General features: G+C 55.3%; 23 protein-coding genes. 15 read left to right on the top strand and 8 right to left on the bottom strand.

From position 1 onward, the window contains the following. Positions 1-141 precede the first annotated feature (141 nt). Entirely contained in the window at positions 142-1,350 is a 1,209-nt protein-coding gene (locus SERAS12_RS18590) for an NAD(P)/FAD-dependent oxidoreductase (protein ID WP_013814072.1), read from the top strand. A gap of 95 nt (positions 1,351-1,445) precedes the next feature. Here the strand turns inward: SERAS12_RS18590 and SERAS12_RS18585 are convergent, their stop codons facing one another. Together SERAS12_RS18585 and SERAS12_RS18580 are read right to left on the bottom strand one after the other, a co-directional pair. Then, a complete protein-coding gene (locus SERAS12_RS18585; RefSeq protein WP_006316883.1) occupies positions 1,446-1,652 on the bottom strand; it encodes a DUF2767 family protein in 207 nt (68 codons plus the stop codon). Between the two features lie 29 nt (positions 1,653-1,681). Next, a complete protein-coding gene (locus SERAS12_RS18580; RefSeq protein WP_013814071.1) occupies positions 1,682-2,137 on the bottom strand; it encodes an Lrp/AsnC family transcriptional regulator in 456 nt (151 codons plus the stop codon). Between the two features lie 208 nt (positions 2,138-2,345). Between SERAS12_RS18580 and SERAS12_RS18575 the strand changes: the two genes are divergently transcribed. Continuing rightward, on the top strand, positions 2,346-2,963 hold the full coding sequence (locus tag SERAS12_RS18575; protein ID WP_013814070.1) for a LysE family translocator: 618 nt from the start codon (positions 2,346-2,348) through the stop codon (positions 2,961-2,963). A 63-nt stretch (positions 2,964-3,026) separates the two neighbouring features. Here the strand turns inward: SERAS12_RS18575 and SERAS12_RS18570 are convergent, their stop codons facing one another. From SERAS12_RS18570 to SERAS12_RS18560, 3 genes are all read right to left on the bottom strand, one after another. Beyond that, the gene (locus tag SERAS12_RS18570) at positions 3,027-5,315 is read right to left on the bottom strand and encodes an FdhF/YdeP family oxidoreductase (protein ID WP_013814069.1); all 2,289 of its coding nucleotides are present in this window, start codon (positions 5,313-5,315) and stop codon (positions 3,027-3,029) included. 89 nt (positions 5,316-5,404) lie between these two features. Next, on the bottom strand, positions 5,405-5,737 hold the full coding sequence (locus SERAS12_RS18565) for a hypothetical protein (RefSeq protein WP_041416297.1): 333 nt from the start codon (positions 5,735-5,737) through the stop codon (positions 5,405-5,407). A gap of 342 nt (positions 5,738-6,079) precedes the next feature. Then, a complete protein-coding gene (locus SERAS12_RS18560) occupies positions 6,080-7,045 on the bottom strand; it encodes a Dyp-type peroxidase (RefSeq protein WP_013814068.1) in 966 nt (321 codons plus the stop codon). A 628-nt stretch (positions 7,046-7,673) separates the two neighbouring features. Between SERAS12_RS18560 and SERAS12_RS18555 the strand changes: the two genes are divergently transcribed. The 6 genes from SERAS12_RS18555 to moaE all read left to right on the top strand — a co-directional run bounded on the left by SERAS12_RS18555 (position 7,674) and on the right by moaE (position 12,150). Continuing rightward, a complete protein-coding gene (locus SERAS12_RS18555; protein ID WP_013814067.1) occupies positions 7,674-9,083 on the top strand; it encodes a cytochrome ubiquinol oxidase subunit I in 1,410 nt (469 codons plus the stop codon). A gap of 1 nt (position 9,084) precedes the next feature. Beyond that, on the top strand, positions 9,085-10,095 hold the full coding sequence (gene cydB / locus SERAS12_RS18550; protein WP_013814066.1) for a cytochrome d ubiquinol oxidase subunit II: 1,011 nt from the start codon (positions 9,085-9,087) through the stop codon (positions 10,093-10,095). 28 nt (positions 10,096-10,123) lie between these two features. Beyond that, a complete protein-coding gene (locus SERAS12_RS25780) occupies positions 10,124-10,270 on the top strand; it encodes a DUF2474 domain-containing protein (RefSeq protein ID WP_013814065.1) in 147 nt (48 codons plus the stop codon). Between the two features lie 159 nt (positions 10,271-10,429). Then, on the top strand, positions 10,430-11,416 hold the full coding sequence (gene moaA / locus SERAS12_RS18545; protein WP_013814064.1) for a GTP 3',8-cyclase MoaA: 987 nt from the start codon (positions 10,430-10,432) through the stop codon (positions 11,414-11,416). A gap of 37 nt (positions 11,417-11,453) precedes the next feature. Then, positions 11,454-11,699, top strand: coding sequence for a molybdopterin synthase sulfur carrier subunit (gene moaD / locus SERAS12_RS18540; RefSeq protein ID WP_004951848.1), 246 nt, complete (start codon positions 11,454-11,456; stop codon positions 11,697-11,699). Position 11,700: 1 nt separating this feature from the next. Next, positions 11,701-12,150, top strand: coding sequence for a molybdopterin synthase catalytic subunit MoaE (moaE, locus tag SERAS12_RS18535; protein ID WP_013814062.1), 450 nt, complete (start codon positions 11,701-11,703; stop codon positions 12,148-12,150). A gap of 62 nt (positions 12,151-12,212) precedes the next feature. Here moaE and SERAS12_RS18530 read toward each other — a convergent pair whose 3' ends face one another. Then, a complete protein-coding gene (locus tag SERAS12_RS18530) occupies positions 12,213-13,130 on the bottom strand; it encodes a bestrophin family protein (RefSeq protein ID WP_013814061.1) in 918 nt (305 codons plus the stop codon). A 605-nt stretch (positions 13,131-13,735) separates the two neighbouring features. Here SERAS12_RS18530 and SERAS12_RS18525 point away from each other — a divergent pair. Further along, complete coding sequence (locus SERAS12_RS18525) at positions 13,736-14,806, top strand: AI-2E family transporter (protein WP_013814060.1); 1,071 nt, start codon at positions 13,736-13,738, stop codon at positions 14,804-14,806. Positions 14,807-14,855: 49 nt separating this feature from the next. Here the strand turns inward: SERAS12_RS18525 and bcp are convergent, their stop codons facing one another. Both bcp and SERAS12_RS18515 read right to left on the bottom strand, forming a co-directional pair. After that, the gene (gene bcp, locus SERAS12_RS18520; protein ID WP_006316879.1) at positions 14,856-15,320 is read right to left on the bottom strand and encodes a thioredoxin-dependent thiol peroxidase; all 465 of its coding nucleotides are present in this window, start codon (positions 15,318-15,320) and stop codon (positions 14,856-14,858) included. A 2-nt stretch (positions 15,321-15,322) separates the two neighbouring features. Then, entirely contained in the window at positions 15,323-15,928 is a 606-nt protein-coding gene (locus SERAS12_RS18515; protein WP_199634699.1) for a glycine cleavage system transcriptional repressor, read from the bottom strand. A 110-nt stretch (positions 15,929-16,038) separates the two neighbouring features. On the opposite strand from SERAS12_RS18515, the gene dapA reads away from it, so the two are divergent. The 6 genes from dapA to ypfH all read left to right on the top strand — a co-directional run bounded on the left by dapA (position 16,039) and on the right by ypfH (position 22,871). Continuing rightward, on the top strand, positions 16,039-16,920 hold the full coding sequence (gene dapA / locus SERAS12_RS18510; RefSeq protein WP_013814058.1) for a 4-hydroxy-tetrahydrodipicolinate synthase: 882 nt from the start codon (positions 16,039-16,041) through the stop codon (positions 16,918-16,920). A 16-nt stretch (positions 16,921-16,936) separates the two neighbouring features. Continuing rightward, positions 16,937-17,989 carry an outer membrane protein assembly factor BamC gene (gene bamC / locus SERAS12_RS18505; protein ID WP_013814057.1) on the top strand — a complete coding sequence of 351 codons (1,053 nt, stop codon included), beginning with the start codon at positions 16,937-16,939 and terminating at the stop codon, positions 17,987-17,989. Between the two features lie 257 nt (positions 17,990-18,246). Further along, positions 18,247-18,960 (top strand): phosphoribosylaminoimidazolesuccinocarboxamide synthase, encoded by a 714-nt coding sequence (gene purC / locus SERAS12_RS18500; protein ID WP_004951825.1) that lies wholly within the window; start codon positions 18,247-18,249, stop codon positions 18,958-18,960. Between the two features lie 173 nt (positions 18,961-19,133). Then, on the top strand, positions 19,134-20,000 hold the full coding sequence (locus SERAS12_RS18495) for a neutral zinc metallopeptidase (RefSeq protein WP_013814056.1): 867 nt from the start codon (positions 19,134-19,136) through the stop codon (positions 19,998-20,000). A gap of 75 nt (positions 20,001-20,075) precedes the next feature. Beyond that, positions 20,076-22,070 (top strand): tRNA(Met) cytidine acetyltransferase TmcA, encoded by a 1,995-nt coding sequence (locus SERAS12_RS18490; RefSeq protein ID WP_168157932.1) that lies wholly within the window; start codon positions 20,076-20,078, stop codon positions 22,068-22,070. 111 nt (positions 22,071-22,181) lie between these two features. Continuing rightward, complete coding sequence (ypfH, locus tag SERAS12_RS18485) at positions 22,182-22,871, top strand: esterase (protein WP_013814054.1); 690 nt, start codon at positions 22,182-22,184, stop codon at positions 22,869-22,871. The last annotated feature ends 4 nt before the right edge of the window (positions 22,872-22,875 follow it).

Genomic DNA, 22,875 nt, shown 5'->3' with positions numbered 1-22,875 from the left:
AAGACACTTTTTTCCCGCCTCTCCGGAAGAGGCGGGGGCCTCTCTGCGCCCTGTTGACGGGCGGCGGAGCGGCACCGTTCGTCCGGAAAACGTCACGGGCAGCCTGAAGGCCCGGTTATCTATCTTTGAAGGAGTAAACCAATGACGCAGAAAATAGTGATCGCCGGTTCGGGTTTTGCCGGGTTTTGGGCTGCCGTTTCCGCCATGCGCGCCATCACGCTTGCCGGTAAAACCGGGGCGATTGAGGTGACGATGGTGTCGCCGACGCCAAATGTCACCATACGACCACGCCTCTATGAGGCGGTGCTGGAAAACATGAACCCGGACATTTCCTCCCAGCTTGCCGCCGTCGGCGTGCATCATCTGGCGGGGCTGGTGGAACAGATCGATACCCTGAGTCAATCGCTGGTGGTTCAACAGGCCGACGGGCAAAAAATCTCCCTGGTTTATGACCGTTTTGTACTGGCGACCGGCAGCCGGCTGTTTGTTCCTGCGGTGCCGGGGTTTGCAGAATACGGTTTCAACGTGGATACGCTGGAAAACGCGCGGCGCCTGGATACCCATTTAAAAACGCTGAGCAATAAAGCGGAAACCTCGGCGCGCAATAGCGTCGTGGTGGTCGGCGGCGGGTTGACCGGGCTGGAAAGTGCCACCGAGATGCCAATGCGGCTACGCGACATTTTTGGCAGCCAAGCGGATATTCGTGTGGTGATTGTTGATACCGCGCCAGAGGTCGGTGCCGGAATGGGCGCTGAGCCTGCCGCAGTGATCCAGCAGGCGCTGGCCGAGTGCGGCGTCGAGTCGCGGGCCGGAGTGCGGGTTACTGCGATGGATGCGGACAGCGTTACGTTGTCGAACGGCGAACGCATCGCGACCAATACGGTGATACTGGCTGCGGGCATGCGTGCGCATCCGCTCACTGCGCAGATCCCCGGCGAACGCGACGGCAGCGGGAGGGTGATCGGCGATGCGTTTCTGCGTGCACCGGCGGCGGCGGGCGTCTTTGTGACCGGGGATACGGTGAAAGCAGCGACCGACGATTGCGGCAACTACAACGTGATGTCCTGCCAGCACGCCATGAGCCTCGGCCGCGTTGCCGGCCATAACGCGGCGGCAGAACTGACGGGGCTGCCGGTACACCCTTACAGCCAGCCGAAATATGTCACTTGTCTTGATCTTGGCCCTTGGGGGGCGCTCTACACCGAAGGGTGGGATCGTCAGGTACGCTTCACCCGGCAGGAGGGCAAAAAGATTAAGCAGGAGATCAATACGCAGTGGATCTATCCACCGGCGCCGGACCGCGATGCGCTTTTCGCCGTTGCCAATCCGGACTTTGTGATTGTGCCCTGAGCCACAGGCGGGAGCGGAGACGCTCCCGTTTTATTGCCGGTTTTCCGTGGGTAAAAAAGAACGCGGCCAAACCCCGGTTTTTATCCTCGGCACCGTTATCGCTCCAGCCACTCGATCGCCAATTCGCGCGCTTCATCCAGGCCGACATCCCGGCCTTCACGGGTAATCGCCGTTTTGAGCTCATTAATCACGTCCGCTTTTTGCGTTTCACGCTCCTCATTGGCCAATGCCAGGAAGGCATCGCCTACCACCGTGCAGATGCCGATGTATAAGGCTTTTGAATCCTCGAAACCACTGCTCATGACTGTTTCCTCTTGGGGTTGATTTGAATCTACAACGGCAGAAAAGGCCGGTCTTGCACCACGCTTTTCATGACCAGTGTGGAGGTAAGGCGCTGTACGCCGGGCAGGGCGGAAAGCCGTTCGTCGTAAAGCCGCTGAAAAGCCGGCAGATCGCGGGCGATGACGTGCAGCAGATAATCGGGGTCGCCGAACAACCGCTGCGCCTGGACAACCTGGGGAATGTCCAGCATGGCATTCTCGAAGGCTTCAACGGCCTGGCGATCCCCTTCCCGCATAGTGACAAACACCAACGCAGCAAAGTTAAAGCCAAGGCAGCCGGGATCGAGATGCGCGCGGTAGCCCCTGATCACCCCGGATTGCTCCAGAGCGCGTACCCGGCGATGGCAGGGGGAAACGCTGAGCCCGATCCGGTCAGCCAATTCGGTAACGGAAAGACGCCCATCGAACTGGAGTTCAGCAAGGATTTTGCGGTCGATCTTATCCATTTGGAATAATTTCCCTCAATCTGCAATTTATACGCAAATAATTGAAACCACATTCTAACAACTTGGGGATATTCTTTTCAATAATTGAACAATTTTAGACATTCCTGGCTTTTGGAGCCGGAAGGCCGTGTCCTGCGGAGGAAAGTGAAATGATAAAACGGATAAGCCAACGCACCGCGCTTCGGTGGCCGCAAAAGGTATCGCGCACATGACGCCGGCTATTTTCGCCGCCTTCTGGGCGGTATCCATGCTGTTTGTCATTACGCCGGGGCTGGACTGGGCGTACATCATATCGGCAGGCATACGCGGACGGGGGGTGGTGCCTGCGGTGGCGGGCTTGCTGTTGGGGCATCTGATGGCGATAGCGATCGTGGCGGCCGGCGTGGGTGCGCTGGTGGCGGGCAATCCGCTGGCCCTCACGGCGCTGACCCTGATTGGCGCGGCTTATCTGTTGTGGATCGGTTTTAACATGCTGCTTCATCCCTCCGCGCCCAACGCGGGTGAAGGGCAGCCGTCCGGCTCCTGGCTGCGTTGGGCCGGTAAAGGGATTTGCATCAGCGGCCTGAACCCCAAGGTTTTTCTGTTGTTTTTGGCGCTGTTGCCGCAGTTCACCGATGCCAATGCCGCCTGGTCGATTCCGATGCAGATCCTCGCGTTGGGCCTGTTGCATCTGGTGAGTTGCGGGCTGGTTTATCTGCTGGTGGGATGGGGGTCGCAGTCCCTATTGCAGGCGCGTCCGCAGGCTGCCCGTGTCGTCAGCCGCATTTCCGGCGTTGCCATGCTGTTTATTGCCATCGGTTTGCTCGCCGGGCAGGCGTTCAAATAAAAAGGGGGGAATGCGACTTCCCCCCTTCAATACAGACTCGTTAACGACGGGTCTATTACGCCGTTAGCTGGCCGTGGCGTGAGTTACGCGAACCGGCACCGATTTATAAGACGGGGTGCCGCTTTCCTTGTCGATATAATCCAGCGGAACCAGCACGTTCGCTTCAGGATAATAGGCCCCGACGGAGCCTGGAGCGATGTTGTAGGAGATCACCGTGATATTTTCCAGCCGCAGTTTGCGCCCGGCCACAACGGTTTCGATATCCACCAGATCACCATGTTCCAGGCCCCGCTTCTCGAGATCGATGTCGTGCATGAACAGAACATCGCGACGGCCAAATACGCCTCTGTAACGGTCATCCATTGCGTAAATAGTGGTGTTGTACTGGTCATGGCTGCGCAGGGTGATTAGACGCAGCACGTCGTCGCCCTGGACGTCGGCATCTTCTTCTACGCCGCTGAACACCGAGAACATGGCTTTGCCGGTTGGCGTCGGCCATATGCGCTCGGTTGGCGGCAGCGGCATACGGAACCCACCGGGCTGTGCGATACGCTCATTGTATTTATCGAAACCGGGAATGGTTTTTTCAATCAGATCGCGAATGATGCTGTAATCGGCCACCAGTTCCATCCAGGGCACCTTACTGTCCTGCAGGGTTGCCTTGGCCATACCGGCGACGATCGCCGGCTCTGAAAGCAGGAACGGGGATGCCGGTTTCAGTTTGCCGGAAGAGGCGTGCACCATCGACATGGAATCCTCCACCGTGATCGACTGGCGACCGCTGTCTTGCATATCCAGTTCTGTACGCCCCAGGCAAGGCAGGATGTAGGTTTCCTTGGCTACCAGCAGGTGTGAGCGGTTCAGCTTGGTGCCGAGATGGACACTTAAATCCAGCGACTTCATCGCCGGGAAGCACAGATTCGGGTCCGGCAAGGCCACGGCGAAGTTACCGCCAAGGCAAATCAGCGCCCTGGAGGTGCCTTCCACCATGGATTGCATGCCTTTTACCGCATCATGCCCGTGCTCTTTCGGAGCGACAAAGCCGAATACGTTTTCCAGATTGGCCAGGAACTCTGGCGACGGTTTTTCAGTGATGCCGACGGTGCGGTTACCCTGTACGTTGGAATGGCCGCGCAGCGGGCAAATCCCGGCGCCGGGTTTGCCGATATTGCCGCGCATTAACAGCAGATCGGCAATCAAACGTACGTTTGCCGTTCCTTTGTTGTGCTGGGTAATGCCCATGCCGTAAGTAATGATCGTGGCTTTGGATTTCGCATAGGCCAGCGCAACCTGCTCCAGATTTTCCTGAGTCAGGCCGCTCTCCGCTTCAATGTCTTTCCACGGGGTGGCGGCCAAATCCGTGGCGAATTGCTCGAAACCCTGGGTGTGTTCGGCAATGAAGTCACGGTCGATAACGTTGCTGCCCGCACCCTGAGCGGCGTCATATTCCAACAGCGCCTTGGCGATCCCTTTCAATGCGGCGGCGTCGCCGCCGGCTTTAACCTGATAGTAGGTTGAAGCGATATTGGTGGAGCTGTAGGTCGCCATCTCGATAACGTTTTGCGGATCGGCAAAGCGCTCGAGCGCGCGTTCACGCAGCGGGTTGAAGACGATAATCGGTATCTGGCGCCGCGCCAGTTCGTGCAGGGTACCCATCATGCGCGGGTGGTTGGTGCCCGGGTTATGGCCAATGGAAATCACCAGTTCGGTATTGTCGAAGTCATCCAATGACACCGTGCCCTTGCCGATACCGATGGATTGCGGCAGGCCAACGCTGGTCGGTTCATGACACATGTTGGAGCAATCCGGGAAGTTATTGGTACCGAATTCACGGGCAAACAGTTGGAACAGGTAGGCGGCTTCATTGGAGGCGCGGCCGGAGGTGTAGAACTCAACCTGGTCCGGCGACTGCATGCCGCGCAATAGTTCGCCGATGCGCTTGAAGGCATCTTCCCATTCGACCGGGCGCAGCGTATCGCTGGCGCTGTCGTAAACCAACGGATGCGTCAGACGACCATAGCCTTCCAGCTCAAAATCCGTTTTTTCCAGCAGGGAGGTCACGGTGTTGGCCGCCAGAAACTCCGGTGTTACCCGCTTGCTGGTGGCTTCCCAGGTGACCGCCTTGGCGCCGTTTTCGCAGAACTGGAAGGTCGAGTGGTGTTCTTTGTCAGGCCAGGCGCATCCGGGGCAGTCGAAGCCGTCCGGTTGGTTGGTCCGCATCAGCGTGACCGGCGCTTCGAAGGTTTCCATTTGTGTTTTCACGGCGATAGCCGTCGCTTTCAATGCGCCCCAGCCACCTGCCGGCCCATCATAGGGCCGTATTCCGGGAACGGCGCGTTTCTTCTTCATCATATGAACTCCTACCGCCCCTGAGTGGGCGATATCTTATTGAGACAGGTCTATTCGGCGTTCCCCTCGGGAGGCGGGATAACCGACAACTATTATTGCGGCCCAGCCTGAGTAACAGGCGGTTCTGGTGTTGCTCGCGGGTCTGCATTCTCCTTACTCATGGGGATCAGTTTGTGAAACACGACCTTGTCAGTTGTTTGATCATAGCCAATCTCGACGCTGTCGCCTGACTTCAGGTTGTCGCCAAGAATTTCCTTCGCCAATCGGGTTTCCACTTCCTCGCGGATCCGGCGTTTCAATTTACGGGCACCAAAATCAGGCTGATAGCCCACGTCCACCAGGTGTTCCACCAAAGAATCTGCAATATTGAGGGTGATATTCTGAGCCGCTGCCGTGCGCGTTAAATGCTCCAGCTGGATATTCACGATTAAACGAATTATTTTGCATCACTGTCACACGGCCAGAAGCCGGGCGAGCATGACAAATATCACATAAAATAGGCATGGTGAATTAACTCCTATCAAGTTAAAGCGATTTAACTTCAATAAAACAGGCGTTTTTAGATATGTCTGTTATTTATTTAATCTTCTCAGATTAAATAATGGTGTTGACGAATTTAATGCCGGCTCCTTATTGGTGGTGGTGAGTTAAGGCATCGTTACCACAATGCCAGATGACGAAATAAGGTGCATTCAGCATTTTTCAGTAAAATGCTGGATGCGTTACTCTTTAATTACCTTTGAATGATGTTTTCGCCAGTCGTGACGTTAATGACTATTGGGCGGCACACTGCGCGTCGACAAGGCTTCTAATAACGTCAGCGATGGAATAAAGAATAAACCGCCGGTGACGGCATGGCTGAAGTCGAGCAAACGGTCATAATTACCCGGTGGAAGGCCAATAATCATATTTTCAAGCATTTGTTCTATCGGCACCGGGGAGCGGGCATAGCCGATGAAGTAGGTGCCGAACTCGCCCATACCGGGTCTGCCAAACGGCATGTTATCGCGCAGGATCTTTACTTCGTTACCGTTCTCGTCTTCCAGCGTGGTGAGTGAGCTGTGGGATGAGGAAGGTTTTACGTCGGCATCCAGCTCAATATTGGATTGTTTATGGCGGCCGATAATGCCCTCTTGCTGTTCAACGGTCAGTGCATTCCAACCTTTCATATCATGCAGATATTTCTGCACCAAGGCGTAGCTGCCGCCGGCAAAGGCGCGGTCTTCCTCACCCACCACGGTGAAGTCGATGGCTCCGCGGCCTTCGGGGTTTTCGGTACCGTCGACAAAGCCGATCATGGCGCGTTGATCGAAATAACGGAAACCCTGAACTTCATCCACGACGGTGACGGCATCGCCGAGTTTATTCAGCAACTGGGTCGCCAGCTCAAAGCACAGATCCATTTCTTCGGCACGAATATGTAAGAGAATGTCACCGGGCGTAGCGACGGCGACACGGCCGCCGGATCCTATTTCACGAAAAGGATGCAATTGCGCCGGGCGCGGAAGGCCGAAAAGCGTATTCCAGGCGGTGGAACCGAATCCGCAGACACATGACAGCCGCCCATCCGGCGATCTTTTCGCTACCGAACGCACTACCGCCGCCACGTCGGCACACCAGTTACGTACGGTGGCGTGGTGTTCCGGCGTGTTTGTTATTGTCGCGACAATGAAGATGGCACTGCGCGTAACAGGGCTAAAAACTGCCTGTGAATCATCATAATACGTGCTCATAAGTCGTCTACCATCCAGTAAAGGTTAAATATGATATTTAAAAAGCAACAATAACTGATGTAAAACGCATTAAATATAGAGCTACCTTTTTTACTTTGCATTGTCAATGTTGAAACAACCTTTCCAAATAGCATATCAAAACTTAACAAGGTGCGTGATAGATTGTATCTATTGCGCAATAAAATTAACCAATTTGACGAAATGTTATTGGCAGGTAAAATTACTTCACACAGCGAGGGGAACTGAGAAAAACCAACAGATCATTAGTAGGAAAAGGGGAGTGGTAAGTTCAGAAGATATACCGTTAAAATTTAAAATAAAATCATCTGCGTCGACTAAGGCGTGTCGAGGCTAATTAATTATCCTGATTCCTCCCATGTTCGTGCCCATAAACTCACCCTTGGGGCACCCGCAGGCCTGTTTAGCTAAAAATACGGACAGGAAAAGAAAACTAAAAAATTACCGGGATTGTAAAACAAAAGAGCGGTATGAGGTTTTCCTCATTTTTTGCGTGGCTCATGTAAAGAGTGTGGCCCCGCTTTTTAATGGATAACGGGCAGTGACCTGGAATAGCAATATAACTCGTGGTTTATAAACTTATCAAAATGGTGATACACAGGGGTGAACAATGTTGGGATTAGATGCCTTCCATTTAGCGAGGATACAGTTTGCCTTTACTGTCTCCTTTCATATTATTTTTCCGGCTATTACCATCGGGCTCGCGAGTTTTCTGGCGGTGCTGGAAGGTTTGTGGCTGAAAACACGTAATGACACCTACCGCGAGCTTTATCATTTTTGGTCGAAGATATTTGCGGTCAATTTTGGTATGGGGGTGGTGTCAGGTCTGGTAATGGCTTACCAGTTTGGCACCAACTGGAGCGGTTTTTCGCAGTTCGCCGGCAGCATTACCGGGCCGTTATTGACCTATGAAGTGCTTACCGCTTTCTTCCTGGAAGCCGGTTTCCTCGGGGTTATGCTGTTTGGCTGGAACCGGGTAGGGCGCGGGCTGCATTTCTTTGCGACCTGCATGGTCGCGCTGGGGACGCTCATCTCGACCTTTTGGATCCTGGCTTCGAACAGCTGGATGCATACGCCGCAAGGCTATGCGATCGAAAACGGTATTGTTGTCCCGGTCGACTGGCTGAAAATTATCTTTAACCCGTCATTCCCCTACCGTTTATTGCACATGTCTACCGCCGCTTTCCTGGCCAGCGCCTTCTTTGTCGGGGCATCGGCTGCTTGGCACCTGCTGAGGGGCAACGATTCACCGGCGGTGCGCAAAATGTTTTCCATGGCGCTCTGGATGGCGTTGTTTGTCGCCCCGATTCAAGCGGTTATCGGCGATGCTCACGGCTTGAATACCCTGGAGTATCAACCGGCGAAAATTGCCGCCATTGAAGGCCATTGGGAGAACAAGCCGGGTGAAGCCACGCCGCTGGTGCTGTTCGGCGTGCCGGATATGGAACAGGAAAAAACCCGTTATAAGCTGGAAATTCCTTATCTGGGCAGCCTGATCCTGACGCACAGTCTCGACAAGCAAGTACCGGCGTTGAAAAGCTTCCCTAAGGAAGATCGCCCGAATTCCACCATCATCTTTTGGTCGTTCCGCGTGATGGCCGGTTTGGGCATGCTGATGATTCTGCTTGGCGTCGTCAGCGCATGGCTGCGTTGGAGAGGCCGTTTGTATCAGTCGCGTCCTTTTTTGTGGTTCGCGTTGTTAATGGGGCCTTCAGGCCTGATTGCGTTGTTGGCCGGATGGTTCACCACTGAAATTGGCCGTCAACCCTGGGTGGTCTATGGGGTGCAACGGACCCGCGACGCCGTTTCCGCACACGGTGATATGCATATGACCTTCAGCCTGCTGGCTTTTATCGCGGTGTATTGCTCGGTGTTCGGCGTTGGCTATATGTACCTGATGCGTCTGATCAAGAAAGGCCCGGGGAGCGACGATACGCATGGCGCCGTTGTCGACGGCACGCCGGCGCGTCCGCTGTCTGCGGTTCAGGATCCTTTGAACAAGCCGGAAGGGAGAAACTAACATGGGCATCGATCTTTCAATTATTTGGTTCACCATCATCGTATTCGCCACCTTGATGTACATCGTGATGGATGGTTTCGATCTCGGGATTGGTATCCTGTTTCCGTTCAATAAGGATGCCACCGAGCGCGACATGATGGTCAACACCGTGGCGCCGGTCTGGGACGGCAACGAAACCTGGTTGGTGTTGGGCGGCGCGGCGCTGTATGGCGCTTTCCCGCTGGCTTATGCCGTTATCACCGATGCGTTGTCCATTCCGCTGACTGCGATGCTGATTGGCCTGATCTTTCGCGGCGTGGCGTTTGAATTCCGCTTCAAGGCCACGCCGGAGCATCGTCCGTTTTGGGACAAGGCGTTTATTGTCGGCTCGATCCTGGCGACCTTCAGCCAGGGGGTTGCCGTCGGGGCAATATTGAATGGCTTCGACGTCACCGGCCGCGTCTACAGCGGTTCGGCGCTGAGCTGGTTGGCACCGTTCCCGCTGTTCTGTGGCCTCGGCCTGGTGGTCGCCTATGCGTTATTGGGCTGCACCTGGCTGATTATGAAAACGGAAGGGGCCTTGCACCGCAAGATGTCCGAGCTGGCGATCCCCTTGACGCTGGTGCTGCTGGCCACCATTGCCATCATCAGCATCTGGACGCCGTTAGCGCACCAGGATATTGCCGCGCGCTGGTTCACCGCGCCGAATATCTTCTTGTTCCTGCCGGTGCCGCTGTTGGTTCTGGCCTTTGCCTGGGGCATCGTGCGGGCGGCGTATAACCGCCGGGCCAGCTATGGTCCATTCCTGATGACCCTGGGCTTGATGTTTCTGGGTTTCAGCGGTCTGGGGATCAGCATTTGGCCGAATATCATCCCGCCGTCGATCTCCATCTGGCAGGCGGCATCCCCGCCTCAAAGCCAGGGCTTTATGCTGGTCGGCGGGTTGCTGATTATCCCGGTCATCCTGGCTTACACCTGCTGGAGCTATTACGTGTTCCGCGGAAAAATCAAACCGGACGAAGGTTACCATTGATCGATAACGTTGCCAGGAGACGAATATCATGAAACCTGTGACAGACAACCACCCGGCCTTTTGGCGGCGCTTGATGTGGATGATGGCCATTTGGGCCGCCAGCGTGCTGGCCCTCGGCGTAGTGGCATCGGTATTTAAACTGCTGATGGTCGCAGCCGGCATGAAGTCTCACTGAAAAAACAAGCAGCCAGGCTATGGGGTTAACAGATAGCCTGGCTTTGCTTTTCAGTCAGCCTCGGGGCAATCAACAGCAACGCCATTATTTTCCGCTCTGACACTTAAGTCATAAGTGCCTGATGATTTCTTGTTACTGCTCATTTGGGAGGTATTGCAGATGTCGACATTTACCGATCCCTGGGAACGTAAGTTCTATTATTTACGGCTCTCCATTACGGATGTGTGTAACTTCCGTTGCAGCTACTGTTTGCCTGATGGGTATCGTCCCACTGGGGGCAACAACAAAAGCTTTCTGACGTTGGATGAAATCCGGCGGGTTACGCGGGCTTTTGCCGCCTGCGGTACGGAAAAGATCCGTCTGACCGGTGGTGAACCCTCACTGCGCAGAGATTTTGTCGAGATCATTGAAACCGTCAGACAAAACCCGGAAATCAGCAATATCGCCATGACCACCAATGGTTACCGCATGGCGCGTGATGTGGCGCGTTGGCGGGCCGCTGGGTTGACGTCCATTAACGTCAGCGTGGATAGCCTGGACGCCAACCAGTTTCACGCCATAACCGGCCAGGACAAGTTCAGGCAGGTCATGGACGGTATTGACGCCGCCTTTACGGCGGGGTTTGACAAGGTCAAGGTCAATGCCGTTTTGATGCGCGGGATCAATCATCATAGCCTGCAGACGTTCCTTGACTGGATTAAGCACCGCCCGATTCAGCTGCGTTTTATCGAACTGATGGAAACGGGGGAAGGACGAGACCTGTTTCGCCAACATCATATTTCGGGAGAGGTGATCCGCGAACGCCTGGTCGCCATGGGGTGGCAGCGGCGGGAACGAGAGCGCAGCGCAGGCCCGGCTCAGGTGTTTTTCCACCCGGATTACCAGGGGGAAATCGGCCTGATAATGCCGTACGAAAAAAACTTCTGCACCAGTTGTAACCGGCTGCGGGTTTCCGCAACGGGGAAGTTGCACCTGTGCCTGTTTGGTGACGGCGGTGTCGCCTTGCGTGACCTGTTGCAGGCCGACAGCAGCCAGCAAGCATTGCAAGAGCGTATTGCGCACAGTTTATTGCAGAAAAAGCAAACGCATTTCCTGCATCAGGGGAATACCGGCATCACGCAAAACCTGTCGTTTATCGGGGGGTAAATTTTACTGGAGAAAGACCATGACCACACGGGGGATCATGATTGACGTTTTATTCTTTGCTCAGGTACGTGAGCTGATCGGTTGCAACCATCTGCAACTCCCTGCCGACTACGCCACGGTGGCGACGTTACGTCAGGCGCTGTCGCTAAAAGGCGACCGTTGGGCACTGGCACTGGAGGGCGATAAACTTTTGGCTGCGGTAAACCAAACGCTGGTGCCTTTCGATCACCCCTTGAATGCCGGTGATGAAGTGGCCTTTTATCCGCCGGTAACCGGGGGTTGAGATGCAAAACAAAATTATCGTCGACACCGAGAGTTTTGATATCGCACGGGAACATCAATGGTTATCAGCCTCAGAGACCGAGGGCGCCGTGGTCACTTTCGTCGGCAAAGTACGAAATAATAATCTGGGCTGCGATGTCAATTCCCTGACGTTGGAACATTATCCCGGCATGACCGAAAAGTTGTTGGCGCAGATTGTTGATGAAGCCCGCCGCCGTTGGCCACTGGGGCGGGTGGTCGTGTTTCATCGCATTGGCGAGTTGCGGGCAGGCGATGGCATCGTTTTGGTCGGCGTCAGTAGCACTCATAGAGCCGACGCCTTTCTTGCCGCAGAATTTATTATGGATTATTTGAAAACCAAAGCGCCATTCTGGAAAAAGGAATCAACGCCGCAGGGCGAACTATGGGTTGCCGCAAGGGATAAAGATTGCGCGGCAGTTGAACGTTGGTAGTTATCTGAACATTTGATTCCCATCAGGCTTCGGCACGGTGTACACCGTGCCGAAGAGCGGCGTCAGATCAGATTGAAATAACGGTCGGGTTTGAGCAGGGCAGGCAGAGGTTTTTGATTGTTCATTTCCATCAGATTACGTTCGATGGTATTGCAGATGGCATTCAATGGCAGATCATTGGCGCTGGTACCAAAGGGGTCTTCCAGCTCTTCGGCCAGTGAGTCCCAGGATAAAAAGGTATAGGAAATAAACACGGAAACGAACGGCGTCATGTAATGCAAATCAGAAACCAGCGCAAACGGCAGCAAGGAACAGAATAAATATACGGTGCGTTGCAGGATCAGCGTGTAGGCGAAAGGCACCGGCGTGTTGGCTATTCTTTCGCAACCGCCGAGAACATGTGCGAGTTCATCCAGTTTATTATCGAGCATTTTATAGGTGACGTCGCTTAATTTACCCGCCAGACGCAATTTGCCAATCTCATCGCCCAATAATAACAAGACTCTGTTAGTGGGCATTGGGCTGGCGATGATCTCCGAGAAAGCCTCTCTCGGTAAAATGCGATATAAGTCAGCGGTGGGATCGGTGTTTCTTAATTGGTGCTTCAAACTCCAGCTAAACGCAATAAGATATTTTGCTATTTCTTCATGATGTTTTTTATCTTCTGGAAGCAGGTTTTTTAATTGTCTTAATAATGTGCGCTCCGCTATCAGCAGGGTTCCCCATAACATTCGCGCTTCAACAAAGCGGCTGTAGCTGGCGCTGTTGCGAAAACCCAGAAAAATAGCGATGGCAATCCCCAACAGGCTGAAGGGGGCAATGGTGAGATGTATGCCAAGTTGTTCATACCATTGGTAAATGATGATGGCGACAATAGACATGAGGATATTTAAAAACAGGCGGAAGGTGATTTTTGACAACACCGAACCGTGCCAGTCAAACAGGCGGAGAAACCAGTGCTGGTTTGGGCGAATAATCATGGGTTTACTACTCCCTGGTAGCTTACTTTTGGCTGTGATTGTTTTAGTGATGAATAATTATCATGGCCGATAATATGTAACAATGTATGAGATTTCTCGTTTGCAAGTGAATGCTTACTGTATGACATAGGGCAATGATGTTCAGACTCTCTGAGCCGGTGCTTAAATTATCTGATTTATTTATTCAATAATCAATATGTCTAAAAAATAATTAAGATTGTGATGCTAAGATAAATAAGAGTTATTGAATAACTTGCCGTTTGCACGCCCCCGTTTTCGTTTAATGGCCGAGGCGCGGAGGCCAAATGAGAATAAAGAATATGGTCTGCCAACGGAATGCCCTGCACGTTGCCGGGATGTGCGGATTGCGATTCGTCTCGGTTTAAGGATACGCTTGCCCTGGGCTCTGGTATTCTTATGGAGCGTGTTGTGAGTTGGATGTTCTCCGGAGCGGAAAATCCACTCCGTTTGGTGTTGAAGCGCAGCGGGCTCGTTCAGGTACTTTGCGTGTTGGCGTGCCCAAACCTGTACCCCATTCATTTCATAAAAAGACCAACCCCAGGAACCGCAATGCCTGCCAGTCAAACCTCTAGGAGCACTCTCTGATGCTGGAGATGTTATTACAGTGGTACCGTCGTCGCTTCACCGATCCGCAGGCTATCGCCCTGCTGGTGATTCTGGTCGCCGGGTTCCTCATTCTCTATTTTCTGCATGGTATCTTGACGCCGCTGCTGGTGGCCATCGTGCTGGCGTATCTGCTGGAGTGGCCGACCGCGCGGCTGCAGCGTATCGGCTGTTCGCGCAACTGGGCGGCGAGCCTGGTGATGATCATGTTCGCCGGCATCGCGATGTTGCTGGTGTTTGTGGTGGCGCCGACCGCCTGGCAGCAGGGTATCAACCTGATGACCGATCTGCCGGGGATGCTCAATCAGTTCTATAACTTTGCGGCGACGCTGCCGAAGCGTTATCCGGCGCTGGTTGATGCCGGCATCATCGATATGATGGCGGAGAACCTGCGCGGGCGGCTGTCGGGCATGGGGGAGTCGGTGGTGAAATTCTCGCTGGCTTCACTGGTCGGGCTGCTGACGTTGGCGATTTACCTGATTCTGGTGCCGATGATGATGTTCTTCCTGCTGAAGGACAAAGAGCAAATGCTCAACGCGGTGCGCCGCGTGCTGCCACGCAATCGCGGGCTGGCAGGGCAGGTGTGGATCGAGATGAACCAGCAGATCACCAACTATATCCGCGGCAAAGTGCTCGAGATGGTGATCGTCGGCGTGGCGACCTACCTGGTGTTCGTTATTTTGGATATGCGCTATTCGCTGCTGCTGGCGGTGCTGGTTGGCTTCTCGGTGCTGATCCCTTATATCGGCGCGGTGTTGGTGACCATTCCTGTGGTGGTGGTGGCGATGTTCCAATGGGGCGTCGGCGCCGATTTCTGGACGCTGATCGTCGCCTATCTGGTGGTGCAGGCGCTGGACGGCAACCTGTTGGTGCCCATTTTGTTCTCCGAGGCGGTCAATCTGCATCCGCTGGTGATTATCCTGTCGGTGATCATTTTTGGCGGGCTGTGGGGCTTTTGGGGCGTGTTCTTTGCTATCCCGCTGGCTACGCTGGTGAAGGCGGTGATACACGCCTGGCCGGACGAGCTGCGGGTGGACACGGAACAGGAATAAGCGCGAATGACGAAGCGCAGCAGGCCTGGGCCGCTGCGCTTCGTGAGAATTATTGCTGCAGGTAACTCAGAACGATGTCGTGATGATTGGTGGTTTTGAAATCATCAAACACTTTCTCGACTTTACCCTTGGTATCAATCAGGAAGCTGATACGGTGAATGCCGTCATAGGTTTTCCCCATAAAGGTTTTTTCACCCCAAACGCCGAACTGCTGTGCCACCTGATGATCCTCATCAGATAACAGCGTGAAATTTAACAACTCTTTCTCGGCAAAACGCGACAGCTTCTCTGGTTTATCCGTGCTGATGCCCAGCACTTCGACACCCGCTTTTTTCAAGTCATCCATGTTATCCCGCAGACCGCAGGCCTGAACGGTACAACCCGGCGTCATCGCCTTCGGATAAAAATAAACAAGCACTCGCTGTCCCTGGAAGTCGGCCAAATTAATTTCCTCACCGTCCTGGTCAGGCAAACTAAATTTCGGCGCTGTGTCACCGGCTTTCAATGGGCTCATCACTACTCTCCATCTTTCTCATCATGCTGTGGATAGTTAACAACGCTAATACTGCCTTGTGCGTTCAATTCTGTACATAGGTGATGGAAGGCTTGCTCAATATTTGATGCATCCGCGTTGCCGGGGCTGTGCGCGGTGATCTGAATGTAAAGCTGCGGCGGCAGGTGACCTTCCGCCGGTTGGGTTCTGGACACCAGCTCGGCAATGTTCATCTGGCTGGAGTCGAACAGATCGGTGAAGCGCTCAATGATGTGCGGCGAGTCTTTCACCTCAACCTGCACCCACACCGTGGCCGGCATCGGCGGCCTTTCATGCGAAGTGGTGCGTTTCATCACAATCAGCAGCTCCATCTCCGCGCCTTTTTGCGGCAGAGTGGATTCAATCAGGGTAATCGCGTTCCAACTGCCGGAAAGCAGCATGATGAAAGTGAACTCCTCACCCAGCATGGCCAGACGGCTATCTTCGATATTGCACCCGCAGCTGCTGACGTGGCGAGTGATGGCGTTAACGATTCCGGGGCGGTCGGCGCCGAGCGCGGTAATCACGAGATAGTGTTCATCTGGCTTAGGCAAAATGGATCTTCCTGTCGTGCTCAATGGGGTTACCATGGTAAACATAAAAAAAACCGCCTGCCAAGCGCTTACAACGCTGTTGTTTGCTTGCTTTTGGATAGGTAGCAAAAGTACCATGAGTGACTTGTTTGTGGAGGGGACGGCCAATGTTTACGGGAAGTATTGTTGCACTGGTTACGCCGATGGACGACAAAGGTGCTGTCGATCGTGCGAGCCTAAAAAAACTGATTGATTATCATGTAGCCAGTGGGACCGCGGCCATTGTTTCCGTAGGGACGACCGGCGAGTCCGCAACGCTTGCCCATGACGAGCACGTTGAGGTGGTATTGCAGACGCTGGAACTGGCCGCAGGCCGTATTCCGGTGATCGCCGGTACGGGCTCCAACGCCACCGCCGAAGCCATTTCGCTGACCAAAAGCTTCGAAAATACCGGCGTAGTGGGTTGCCTGACGGTAACGCCTTACTACAATAAGCCGACCCAGGAAGGGCTGTACCAGCACTTCAAGGCGATTGCCGAAAGCACCGAGCTGCCGCAGATCCTCTATAACGTGCCTTCACGCACCGGTTGTGACATGCTGCCGCCGGTGATTGCGCGTTTAGCAAAAATTAAGAATATTGTTGCCGTTAAAGAGGCAACAGGGAACTTAAGCCGTGTAAGTCAGATCCAAGTGCTGGTTGATGATGAAGATTTCATTTTGCTGAGCGGCGATGACGCCAGCGGTCTGGATTTCATGCAACTGGGCGGCAAAGGGGTGATTTCCGTGACGGCCAACGTGGCGGCGCGTGAAATGGCGCAGCTTTGCACGCTGGCAGCACAGGGCAACTTTGCTGAAGCACGCCGCCTAAATCAGCGCTTGATGCCGTTGCATCAGGATTTGTTTGTAGAAGCAAACCCAATTCCGGTGAAATGGGCCTGTAAGGCATTGGGATTGATGGCAACCGATACGATGCGTCTGCCTATGACGCCGTTGACTGACGCTGCTCGTCCGATCGTTGAGCGCGCGTTGAAAAGCGCCGGTTTGCTGTAACTCTAAGGGAAATTTGATGGTTTATTCATTGCAAAAGTCGACGGTAGCAAAAGTCGTGGGTATTTCGCTGGTTATGATGCTGGCCGCCTGTACCACCGATCAACGTTACAAACGCCAGGTCAGCGGCGATGAGTCTTATCTCAACGCGTCGGAGCTCAAACCGTTGAACGCGCCGGCCGGTATGATCCTGCCGGTGCAGAGCGGGAATTATGATGTTCCGGCAACCACGCTGAAAGGCGGCGTTGGCAAGCAACTGGATATTCGTCCGCCGGTGCAGCCGTTGGCGTTGCTGAGCGGTTCACGCGCGCAATATGCCGGCGACAGCGGTACGCTGCTGCTGGAAAACAGCCCGCAAAACCAGAACCTGTGGTCACGCGTCGTCAGCATGTTGCAGACGAAAAATATCGCGATTGCCTCACGTCAGGACGCCGGTCAGACCCTGACCACCGACTGGGTGAAATGGAACCGCCTGGATGAAGACAACCAGTACGAAGGCCGTTACCAGATCAGCGTGCAGCAGCAGGGTTACCAGCAGGCGCTGGTGGTGAAAACCGTCGGCTTGCAGCAGCAGGGCAAAACCGAGCAGATTACCGATCCTTCTGAAGTGCAGCGCTACAACGGCATGATGATGAACACTATCGTTGAAGGTCTGGACAAGCAGGACAACCTGGTGAGCAGCCAAACCGCTAACCGCTTCGGCGCGCTGGACGTGCAGAGCGGCGCGGACGACACCGGCTTGCCGATGTTGGTCGTGCGCGGCCCGTATACCGTAGTGTGGGATCGCCTGCCTGCGGCGTTGGAAAAACTGGGGATGAAAGTGGGTGACCGCAGCCGTCCGCAGGGCACCGTCGCCGTGACCTACAAATCCCTGAGCGGTAGCGACTGGGATGCGTTGGGCGCCAAGGATCCTGAACTGACCGAAGGCGATTACAAACTGCAGGTGGGTGATTTGAACAACCGTACCAGCCTGCAATTTATCGATCCGAAAGGGAAGCCGTTGACCCAGTCGCAAAACGACGGGTTGGTTGCGGCATTCCAGGCTGCGTTCAGTAAAACCAGCGTTAAATAACTCAAAAAGGGGCTGCGGCCCCTTTTTGTTTTATCTGCACGGTATCGTTTGCGTTCCAGGTTTGGCACAATATGCCCATGTGTGTTGTTAAAGAATTCGTTGTATAAATTTTATACCCAATAGATTTCAAGCGACAGCCAGGCGGCAAGTGCGTGAATCTTCAGGAGCTTACTTGAGTAATTGACTGGAGTGAGGGCACGCAGCCAACAACGCTGTCGTTTGAAAGATGAAGGGTATTCTTTTATTGGAGTAATAAGATGCAAAAAATAGCTGAGTTGTATCGCGGAAAGGCAAAAACCGTCTACACCACCGAAAACCCCGATCTGCTGGTGTTAGAGTTCCGCAACGATACGTCAGCACTGGATGGTCAGCGCATCGAGCAGTTTGATCGCAAAGGCATGGTGAACAACAAGTTCAACCATTTCATTATGAGCAAACTGGAAGAAGCCGGCATTCCGACGCAAATGGAACGCCTGCTGTCCGACAACGAAGTGCTGGTGAAAAAGCTGGATATGGTGCCGGTCGAATGCGTAATCCGCAACCGCGCCGCCGGTTCGCTGGTGAAGCGTTTGGGCATTGAAGAAGGCCTTGTGCTGAACCCGCCGCTGTTTGACCTGTTCCTGAAAAACGATGCGATGCACGATCCGATGGTCAACGAATCCTACTGCGAAACTTTCGGCTGGGTGAACAAAGAGCATCTGGCGCGCATGCGTGAGCTGAGCTACAAAGCGAACGACGTGCTGAGCAAGCTGTTTGACGACGCGGGCCTGATCCTGGTCGACTTCAAGCTGGAGTTCGGTCTGTTCAACGGCGAAGTGGTACTGGGCGATGAGTTCTCGCCGGACGGCAGCCGCCTGTGGGACAAAAACACCCTGGACAAGATGGACAAAGACCGTTTCCGTCAGAGCCTGGGTGGCCTGATTGAAGCCTACGAAGAAGTTGCGCGCCGCATTGGCGTGAAACTGGACTAAGCGCTCTGCCGCAATACGGGGCTATCCTGCCGGAGCGCCCCGTCATTTATTCATTTTCCCTTCCACCTGCATTTCCAGAAAAATTCTACATTTCCCGCATCGTTAACCATTTATAATGGCAATCAGTGGGCTAGTTTCCTACGATTATTAAAAACCTAATCTGGAGTTTACTTATGCGTTGGCAAGGGCGTCGGGAAAGTGACAATGTTGAGGATCGTCGCGGGCAGTCTTCAGGTCTGGGTGGCGGTGGCGGTTTTCGCGCGCCAATCGGCGGCAAAGGCGGCATCGTCATTCTGGTGGTGGTGCTGGTGGCCGGCTATTACGGCATCGATCTCTCACCGCTGTTGAACGGCGGTGAAGTTAGCCCGCAAACTCAGCAACAGAGCGCCAGCATCAGTCCAAAAGACGATGAGTTGGCCAAGTTTACCTCGGTAGTGCTGGCTTCTACCGAAGATAACTGGAAAGAAGTTTTCCAGCGTATGGGCAAAACCTATCAACCGCCAAAACTGGTGATGTATCGCGGCGTGACGCGCACCAACTGCGGCACCGGCCAGTCGGCGATGGGGCCATTCTATTGCCCGGGCGATAAAACGGTGTATATCGATCTGTCGTTCTACCAGGATATGAAAACCAAACTGGGCGCCGGCGGTGACTTTGCGCAGGCCTATGTGGTGGCGCACGAAGTCGGCCACCACGTGCAGAACCTGCTGGGCATTGAGCCTAAAGTGCGTCAGATGCAACAGGGTGCCAGTCAGGTTGAAGTGAACCGCCTGTCGGTAAAAATGGAACTGCAAGCGGACTGCTTTGCCGGCGTTTGGGGCAAATATGCCGAGAAGCAGCAGATGCTGGAAGAGGGCGATTTGCAGGCGGCATTGAACGCCGCGCAGGCGATCGGCGACGACCGTTTACAGCAGCAGGGCCAGGGGCGCGTAGTGCCGGACAGCTTCACCCACGGCACCTCGCAACAGCGTTACACCTGGTTTAAACAGGGCTTCGACAGCGGCGATCCGAACACCTGCAACACCTTCGCATCCCGTTGATATACCCTGCCGGAGCCTGACTCCGGCATTTTTTTAGGTGGGAACATAGCCTTGCTACAGGCAATGCAACAACTCATGCGGCAGCAGGGCATCAGGCGCCTGCTGGTGCTCAGCGGCGAACCGCAATGGTGCCACCAACAGGCGCAACAGCTGGCTGCAAGCCTGCCGGGCGACTGGCCGTGGGTGGGAGAAAACCCGCCCACCGGCTTGCAACCTCTGGCGAGCGGCGCGGTGCGAACCCTGTTGGGCCAAGAGCGGCTGCATGCGGTGTTTGACGCGACAATGGGCCTGGATGTTGAAGCCCTGGCGGCGCTGGCGGGCACGCTGCGCGCCGGCAGTTGGCTGTTGTTGCTGACGCCGCCCTGGCGTCAATGGCATCAGCAACCGGATGCCGACAGCCTGCGCTGGAGCGATTGTCCACAGCCTATCACCACCCCGCATTTTATCCGTCATCTGCAACGCCATCTGGCGGCGGACAGTGAAGTTACGCTCTGGCGACAGGATGAGGCGCTGGCGTTGGCGGCATTACCGGAGCGCCCGCCCTGGCAAGCACCCGATGGCCACCCCACCGCCGAACAACAAAGGCTACTGGAGCAACTGCTGAATGCCTCGGCGGGCGTTTGGGTGCTGACCGCGGCACGTGGTCGCGGCAAGTCAACGCTGGCGGGCATGCTGGTGGCGAATACGCCGCTCACCTGCTGGATGACCGGGCCGAGCCGTTCCGCCACCGACGTCGCCGGCGAATGGGCACAGGGGCGCGCGCAGTTCTGGGCGCCGGACGCGCTGCTCGCCCATTGCCGCGAGCATGACGTCAGCAACGTGGGCTGGCTGCTGGTGGACGAGGCTGCGGCTATTCCGGGCCCACTGTTGCAGCGGTTGGTCAGTTATTTCCCCCGTGTATTGCTGACGACCACGGTACAGGGCTATGAAGGCACCGGCCGGGGATTTTTGCTGAAATTTTGTGCCGGGCTACCTTCGTTCCGGCCGTTAGCTTTACAGCACCCCATGCGCTGGGCACCGGGCGATGCGCTGGAACGGGTGATAGATAATGCTCTGTTGTTCAATGAACAACCGGAATGGCGAGCGACCGCGCAGGCCGCCAGTGTCAGCCTGGTCGAACAGAGCGCGCTGTGCGCCGATCCCCAACGATTGACGCGCTTTTACGCTCTGCTGAGCAGCGCCCATTACCGCACCTCGCCGTTCGATCTACGGCGGCTGATGGATGCGCCCGGCATGCACTTTGGCGTGGCGCAGGTGGAAGACGACGTGGTTGGCGCGTTGTGGCTGGTGGATGAAGGGGGCCTGAGCGCCGAACTGGCGCATGAGGTCTGGGCGGGCCGACGGCGGCCGCGCGGCAACCTGGTGGCTCAGTCGCTGGCGGCGCATGGCGGCCAGTGGTGGGCGCCGACGTTGCGGTCGCGCCGCATCACCCGCATTGCGGTGCTGCCCGCTCTGCGCCAACAGGGCATTGCCCGCAGTCTGATCGCGCAGCAGAGTCAACGGGCGCAGGGGCTGGATTTCCTTTCGGTCAGTTTTGGCTACACCGAACCGCTGTGGCGTTTTTGGCAATCCTGCGGTTTTGAACTGGTGCGTATCGGCAGCAAGACGGAGGCCAGCAGCGGCTGCTATGCCGCCATGGCCATCCTGGCGTTGAGCGAGCAGGGGGAAGCGCTGCGGCATGCGGCGCATAAACACCTGGCGCGCGATTGGCGCTGGTTGCAGCAACGGGTTGATCTGCAACTGGAGATCACCGGCGATGACGGCGATACGCAACTGAGTGAGGATGACTGGCGTGAACTGGCCGGTTTTTCCTTCGCCCACCGGCCGCTGGAGGCCAGCCTGGGTGCGCTGCAACGTTTACTGTTAGCGAGCGGCCTGCCGCTGCCCGCGCTGCGTGGGCATCTGCAACAGCAAAGGACGACGGCAGACTGCGTGACGCAGTTTGGCCTCAGCGGCCAAAAAGCCTTGCTGCGGTACTGGCGGCTGGAGGCGGCGCAGGCGCTCGAACAGTTGGAGGCGCAGCACTGCCTGCGCTGGCGCAACTGGGCTCAGTCGCAATCATTGCAATAAATCGACAATGTTGTTCAATAAAACCCGATTTTCCTGATTTCTCAGCGGCGTATAGTAGACGCCAACGGCCCGGAACCTCCGGGCGACATCTGATGAAGACGAGGAGTCACCATGAAACATGAGCATTTCGTTGTCCAAAGCCCGGCAACACCGGCGGTACAGCTGATCTTGCTGTTTCACGGTGTCGGCGATAACCCGGTGGCAATGGGCGAGATCGGCAGCTACTTCGCCAAAGATTTCCCGCAGGCGCAGGTCGTTAGTATCGGCGGCCCGGTGGCTTTCGATAACGGCAACGGCCGCCAGTGGTTTTCGGTTCAGGGCGTGACTGAAGAGAACCGCGCCGAGCGGATTGCACAGGTGATGCCGCAGTTCGTCGAAACCGTGCGTTACTGGCAACAGCAGAGCGGCGTCGGTTACGCCGGTACCGCGTTGGTCGGTTTTTCTCAGGGATCTATCATGGCGCTGGAAGCCCTGAAAGCGGAGGCTAAACTGGCCGGCCGCGTGGTGGCCTTCAGCGGGCGCTTTGCCAGCCTGCCGGATCAAGCCTTCGGCGAAAGCGTCGTGCATTTGATCCACGGCGAAGAGGATGCGGTGATCGCCGTGCAGCACGCCAAAGCGGCGGCGGAACGGTTGCAGGCCATCGGCGTGGATTTCACGCTGGACGTTGAGCAGGGCGTCGGGCACGGCATCAATCAGGGCATGATGAATAACGCCCTCGAGCGGTTGCACTACTACATCCCGCAGCGCTACTGGGATGAAGCGCTGTTTGGCAAACGTGGCGATTTGATCGCCTTTCGTTAATATT

This window comes from Serratia sp. AS12 (genome assembly GCF_000214195.1).
GTDB classification, from domain to species: domain Bacteria; phylum Pseudomonadota; class Gammaproteobacteria; order Enterobacterales; family Enterobacteriaceae; genus Serratia; species Serratia plymuthica.
This window is presented reverse-complemented; position numbering and strand designations above follow the sequence as displayed.